Consider the following 6430-nt stretch of genomic DNA (forward strand, 5'->3'; position numbering starts at 1 on the left):
TTGTGCATTAAAAAGATGTTTTTGTCCCTATAATGTTGACTTTGTCCCAAAAGATTGTTATTATATTTTTAGGAGGATAGACAGATGAAAAAAAAACAAGTGATAAACCTTATTAGATATTTTACAGAAGGTAACACTTCTGGATTTAGAACTGAAGCCTATGAGATAGCTAAAGCATTCGACAAAGCGGGGGATCACCAATTGGCAGAATATATTATAGCAATGCTTTCAGAAAACAATACATTTATTCCACAAGTAAGTGAAGAAAAATTTGAATCACTAAGAAAAATTCAGTTGACAAATTTCAACCCTTTACCACTTCCAGAAGCTATATCTTCAGATGTTATAGGAGTGGTGAACGCCGTGCGACGAAATATTGGGGTGGATAAATTTCTGTTTGAAGGTGCACCTGGGACAGGGAAAACAGAAACAGTAAAGCAGATTGCTCGCTTGTTGCAAAGAGAGCTATATGTTGTAGATTTTGAAACTATTATTGATAGCAAACTAGGTCAAACTGCAAAAAATATAGCTAATTTATTTAAAGAAATCAATAGTTTTACACACCCTGAACAAACACTTATCTTGTTCGATGAAATTGATGCTATTGCATTAAACAGACTAGATAATAACGACCTTAGGGAGATGGGGCGTGCAACGACAGCAATATTAAAAGGGATGGATACGTTGCGAGACGGAATTGTTTTGATTGCAACCACTAATTTATTTAGCGCTTTTGATAAAGCTCTAATTCGAAGATTTGATGCAGTTATTAACTTTAATCGATATAGTCAAGAAGATTTATTGGTGATTGCGGAATCTATGATGTCAACTATTTTGAACGATTCAAAGCATTCTGGTAAAAATGTGAGACTTTTCAAAAAGATAGTTGCGCTTTGTTCCCCCATTCCATATCCTGGGGAGCTTAAGAATAACTTGAAAAGTGCAGTCGCATTCAGTAGCCTAACAGATAAGTTCGACTATTTACGACGATTATTTTCAATTTTTTATAAACCGATTGATAACACAACCTTAAAAGAGTTGAAAGAATTAGGTTTTACGGTAAGAGAAATCGAAATTTTGACAGGAATATCTAAAAGTCAAACAGCTAGAGAATTAAAGGAGGATTGATATAGATGAATGATCTTTTACAATTGAAAGGGCGTTTTGAGCAACGATCGAGTAGTAGTAAGCCAGGAGCACCCAAACTCTTATCCAATAAAGTTGTGACGATTAATGAGTTAGTGGAGTTAAGAAATCAGCTAGAGTCACTAAGACAATACTGGGGAACTGTTACCTATTTTGAAGGAGCTTTTATAACAATTGTTTATAAAGACATAGTATCTAAGAGTCGGCGAGCAAAAGAGCTATTAAAGAAGAATAGTCGTACTTTTCCAAATGATCTAATTGTTGGCGCTCGTTATATAGAAGGTGACAAGATACGGCATGCCATTACTTACTATGTTGATAACAATACTATTGTCGAAACAATAAATAAATTAGAGTTAGCGATAGAAATTCTTGATGAAGAATTTTCCGGCAATATTACTACAGAAGTAGTTGATGCAATAAATGCTAAGTTGTATCCATATGGAAGTTCTAAGTTATCGAAGACAACATTCTTACAAGTCATTGTTGATGTTAGCTCTATCGCAGAGTTCACTATTCCAGAGGCAAATATTGATTCAGGACAACGGTCAATTGTTAGTGTGTTTAAAACGGAACTACAAACGTCCGAACTACTTCGTAGATTGGGATTAGATATTTCTATCGGTAGAGTAATAGATGATTCAACCATTTTATTAACTCCGGATGAGATTGCCTTAATAATGGAAAAGGCACCTTATCTCATATCTATGGCGACAGTGGATTTATCTCAATTAGATATTCTGGATTTTGATGAGGCAAATTCGAGCCAAATATTGTCCATTCCAGATCCTACCAATGAGCCTATCATCGGTGTTATTGATACTTTATTTGATGAGAGCGTTTATTTTTCGAAATGGGTAAAATATGAAGATAGAGTTGATAGTCAAATTGAAAAAATGTCAAGTGATTATGAGCATGGAACGGGCGTATCATCAATAATTGTTGATGGGGCTTCAATTAATCCGGATCTTGATGATAATTGTGGTCGTTTCAGAGTCAAACATTTTGGTGTTGCTACAAGCAAACAATTTAGTTCCTTTACTATTATGAAACACATAAAAGAGATAGTTGCTGAAAATAGAGAAATTAAAGTTTGGAATTTATCTCTTGGTTCTGCACTTGAAATTCATAAAGATTTTATCTCTCCTGAGGCGGCAATATTGGATAAAATTCAATATGATTATGATGTTATATTTGTTATTGCTGGAACAAATAAACCATCAGATTCGAATAGCCCGATGTTAATTGGAGCACCAGCAGACTCAATAAATTCACTTATCGTTAACGCAGTAAATAGGGATAATATGCCCGCTTCATATTCCAGAATAGGTAAAGTTCTATCTTTCTTTAATAAACCAGATGTTAGTTATTATGGTGGAGATGGTAGAGATAGAATTAGGGTCTGTTTCCCTCTAGGAGAAGGTTTTGTTAAGGGAACTTCATTTGCAGCGCCTTGGATTACGAGGAAAATTGCATACCTCATCCATAAAGTGGGATTAAGCAGGGAAGTTGCTAAAGCACTAGTGATTGATTCAGCTATATCTTGGAGTCAAAATATGGCATCTTCAAATGTTATAGGTTACGGTGTTGTTCCTAAAGATATTAATGAAGTAATAAACGCAAAAGATGATGAGATAAAATTCATTTTGTCTGGGGAATCTCTCAAGTATGATACATATAACCACCAGTTACCAGTTCCTATTGTAAATGGACAACATCCTTTTGTTGCTAAAGCGACACTCTGTTATTTCCCAAAATGTTCCAGAAATCAGGGAGTTGATTATACTAACACAGAATTAGATATTTATTTCGGAAGAATGTTGCCTAATGGTAAAGGTATTAAAACAATAAATGACAATAAGCAAAGTGATAATGTAGCACTCCACGAAGAAGATGCACGGGAACAATACAGAAAATGGGATAATGTAAAATCAATTATAGAATATGTTAAACCGCGTGGACGTGCGAAGAAAGCTTATGATAATGGCTTATGGGGATTCAGTCTCAAGACTAAGGAGAGATTAAATACTGGAGACGGAGAAGGGCTAAAATTTGGAATTGTTGTCACTCTTAAAGAAATCAACGGTATAAACAGGATTAATGACTTTATAAACCAATGCTCAATGCGTGGCTGGTTAGTGCAAAGAATCGATGTGGAAGAACTGATTCAAGTTCACAGTATTGCTGAAGAAGAAATTAGTTTTGATGAGTAACGAGCGTCAAAAGTGTTCCTTTATATTTGGTAAATATTGTAGTATTTTTGCTTGAATCGGTTAGAAATTAAATTAGAAATTATTAAGAAAGTGTGGATAATGAATGGAAAACTTTACAATTGAATTTGAAGCCGATTCAGACGGCTATTTTACTTATGAGTGTCCATTTTGCGAAGAGCAATTTAAGCTATTGGCTTCCGAGGTGCAAGATGGAGATTTTGAACTCGAGGAACTATTTTGTCCGTATTGCGGATTAGTTGATAATGCTGATAAGTTCTATTCAAAAGAAGTATTAGCCTATATTCAAAATCTCGCCGAAGAATGGATGATTAACACTATAAATAAGAGTTTTGGTTCAATCAAAAGTTCAAAAAATTTTAAGGTTGACTTCAAGAAGATAAAGCATAACTCCATTGCTAAACCATCTGAAATAGACTCCGTTGAGGAAGTATTTACTTGTGAAATGTGCAAAAAACATGAAAAAGTTTTATTCAGTGCAGGAGCTTCAAAAGTTTTCTGTGCTTACTGTGGAGGTGATTTATGATGGAAGAATTACAAAAATATAGGAAAATCAGTTTAGATTTCAGAAGAAATTCATCAAATATGTTGAATACAAAGTATAATGATGGCTTACTATATCTCATCAGATTTAAAGAATTTATTGACAAGAACGATATTATACGTCAAATTTTAGAAGACCTATGGACTGATTTACCGAAAGACTTTAATGAAAAGCTCGTATCGGAAGATAATAATTCAGGATGGAGCAATTTCAGTATTCCCATAGATGAATCGAAACATTTAAAACTTTGCTATGATTATTTGAATAAAATTATAGAAGATGACGTTGATTTAGCAGGATTATCTTGTGCATTTCTTTTAACTTCTTCTAAAAAATTTAATGATAAAATACGAGAGTTTTTGAAGAAAGCATTCAAACCCTTAGTTGACTATATCAACGATCAGTTATCTCAAAAAATAATAGAATTAACCGGAGTAAATCAAGCCATGTCTCAAATTACACAAAATATTGAAAATAATTACGGAACAGCTTCAGCAGTGGGAACTGGAACTATATCATCAATAAATAATATCTCTACGACGGATATTGAAACTTTAAAAAATCTCTGTTCAAATATTTTAAAAGACTTAACTGGATTAAATATGTTGTCTGAAGATGACAAGGAAATGATTATTGATGATATTGAAACAATTCAATCGCAAGTCGTTTCCGATAAACCCAAGAAAATAAAGCTTAAGAAAGCGTGGTCTTCAATTCAAAGTTTTCTCTCTAAAATCCCAGCAGGAATACCTGTCGCATTACAATTAATGGAGTTGGGTGATAAATTATCTACATTATTTTTTTAGCACTACCATCTCTTGTTGTGGGATATATAAAAATCACAGGCTATTCCGTGATTTTTGTGGTTATAGGATTTGCGGTGATTTGGACTGCTGTCTGGACTGTGCTATAATGAAGACATGAAAACCTACCAGAAGATTTATTTACTATTAAAAGAAAAAGACGACTACATCAGTGGCGAGGATTTGGCCCAGGAATTGGGGATTTCTCGGACTTCCATTTGGAAAGCCATTCGTCAGTTGGAAGCACATGGTCTAACGATCGAGGCGGCCCGCAATCGTGGCTACAAATTGACCGAGGGGGATTTGCTACTGCCAGATTTGATTTCACAGGAGCTCCAACTCCCTGTCCACCTCAATGCCGATAGTGATTCAACCCAATTAGATGCCAAGCAAGGTATTGAAGCAGGTCATACTAGTCCTGCCCTCTATCTAGCTCCCTATCAGAATAAAGCCAAGGGCCGCTTTGGCAGACCCTTCTACGCCTCGCGTTCAGGTGGTATTTATATGTCTCTCCGCCTTTCTCCCAATGTCCCCTTCCTTGAATTTAAACCCTATACCATTCTGGCCGCTGCCGCTGTGGTCAAGGCCATTCAGTCCCTCTGTGACCTAGATGTTCAAATCAAGTGGGTCAATGATATTTATCTGGGGCAGAAGAAAGTTGCTGGCATCCTGACCGAAGCCATTTCTTCCATGGAAAACCAACGAGTGACCGATGTCATTATCGGAGTGGGTATCAATGTCCATATCGATGACTTTCCAAAAGAACTCCGTCAGACAGCTGGCAATCTCTTCGACGATCAGCCTCCTTTTACCCGCAACCAGTTGATTACAGCCATTTGGAAAGCATTCTTCGAAACCGACGAACATGAATTGATTGCTCTCTATAAAGAAAAATCACTTGTTGTTGGCCAACAAGTGAGCTTTGTAGAAAATCAGGTTGAATTTAAGGGAACAGCCATCGCAGTCACCGATACAGGCAATCTAGTTATCCAACTGGATAACGGCAAGGCAAAAATCATCTCCAGCGGAGAAATCAGTCTTACTTCTTGGACTGCTTCTCCACCAAACGAATAAATTTAGTCACCTTGTAGGCAAAGTGAAGATTGCGAAAGGCGATAAAGGCAAAAATACCTGCAAGCAAAAAATCCTTAGAAAGAATGGAAGTATTCATAAAATAAATAGCGATAATTGTCGAAAGAGACAAGAGAAGAAATTGTGACATTTTCATAGATAAATTATACCAAAAAATCAGTCGACTGGCTGATTTTTTATATCCCTTCTTTCTATGTATGCTAGTTAAACAAGAAAACACCAACTCAGTCGGTGCTTTCTTAAGGAGATTATGAAAAATATTTAGGATTGACTCGGGAGTTTGACAGTTTGAATGACACAAAAGTGCCACAAACGTTGATGTGATGCTATTTTTTTGTCAAATTTTCGTATATATTAATTGCGTACTTTTTCGTACTGTGGTATAATAGAGTGAGGTGCGAATCTATGAGAGTTAAAAAATCAGTATCTAAAAATACAATCAATTATGCCATTATCAAAGATATTAAAGTTGGAAATAAAAGAACTTCTACCATTGTCGAAAATCTCGGCAATCATGAAACTCTTCAACAGCTACATCCCGAAATGGAACCTATGGAATGGGCAAAATTGCGGGCTAAAGAGTTAACCGAACTCGATAAAGAAGATAAACAAGA

General features: G+C 35.5%; 6 protein-coding genes and 1 pseudogene. 6 read left to right on the plus strand and 1 reads right to left on the minus strand.

Annotation, left to right across the window (positions count from 1 at the left end; all coding sequences use genetic code 11):
• Window positions 1-84: 84 nt before the first annotated feature.
• From SST62_RS0109695 to birA, 5 genes are all read left to right on the plus strand, one after another.
• Entirely contained in the window at window positions 85-1128 is a 1044-nt protein-coding gene (locus SST62_RS0109695; protein ID WP_029187197.1) for an ATP-binding protein, read from the plus strand.
• Window positions 1129-1133: 5 nt separating this feature from the next.
• Window positions 1134-3359, plus strand: a complete 2226-nt coding sequence (locus tag SST62_RS0109700; RefSeq protein ID WP_029187198.1) for a S8 family peptidase — start codon at window positions 1134-1136, stop codon at window positions 3357-3359.
• Between the two features lie 103 nt (window positions 3360-3462).
• The gene (locus SST62_RS0109705) at window positions 3463-3903 is read left to right on the plus strand and encodes a hypothetical protein (protein WP_029187199.1); all 441 of its coding nucleotides are present in this window, start codon (window positions 3463-3465) and stop codon (window positions 3901-3903) included.
• The gene (locus SST62_RS0109710) at window positions 3900-4727 is read left to right on the plus strand and encodes a hypothetical protein (RefSeq protein ID WP_029187200.1); all 828 of its coding nucleotides are present in this window, start codon (window positions 3900-3902) and stop codon (window positions 4725-4727) included. The genes SST62_RS0109705 and SST62_RS0109710 overlap by 4 nt, the downstream gene beginning before the upstream one ends.
• 114 nt (window positions 4728-4841) lie before the next feature.
• Window positions 4842-5798 carry a bifunctional biotin--[acetyl-CoA-carboxylase] ligase/biotin operon repressor BirA gene (birA, locus tag SST62_RS0109715; RefSeq protein WP_029187201.1) on the plus strand — a complete coding sequence of 319 codons (957 nt, stop codon included), beginning with the start codon at window positions 4842-4844 and terminating at the stop codon, window positions 5796-5798.
• On the opposite strand, the gene SST62_RS0109720 is transcribed toward birA, so the two are convergent.
• On the minus strand, window positions 5764-5952 hold the full coding sequence (locus SST62_RS0109720; RefSeq protein ID WP_029187202.1) for a DUF3272 family protein: 189 nt from the start codon (window positions 5950-5952) through the stop codon (window positions 5764-5766). The genes birA and SST62_RS0109720 overlap by 35 nt on opposite strands.
• A gap of 269 nt (window positions 5953-6221) precedes the next feature.
• On the opposite strand from SST62_RS0109720, the pseudogene SST62_RS01000000111730 reads away from it, so the two are divergent.
• Window positions 6222-6430, plus strand: a pseudogene (locus tag SST62_RS01000000111730) (transposase); the annotation flags it as partial.

The organism is Streptococcus suis YS56, assembly GCF_000440115.1.
GTDB classification, from domain to species: domain Bacteria; phylum Bacillota; class Bacilli; order Lactobacillales; family Streptococcaceae; genus Streptococcus; species Streptococcus suis_L.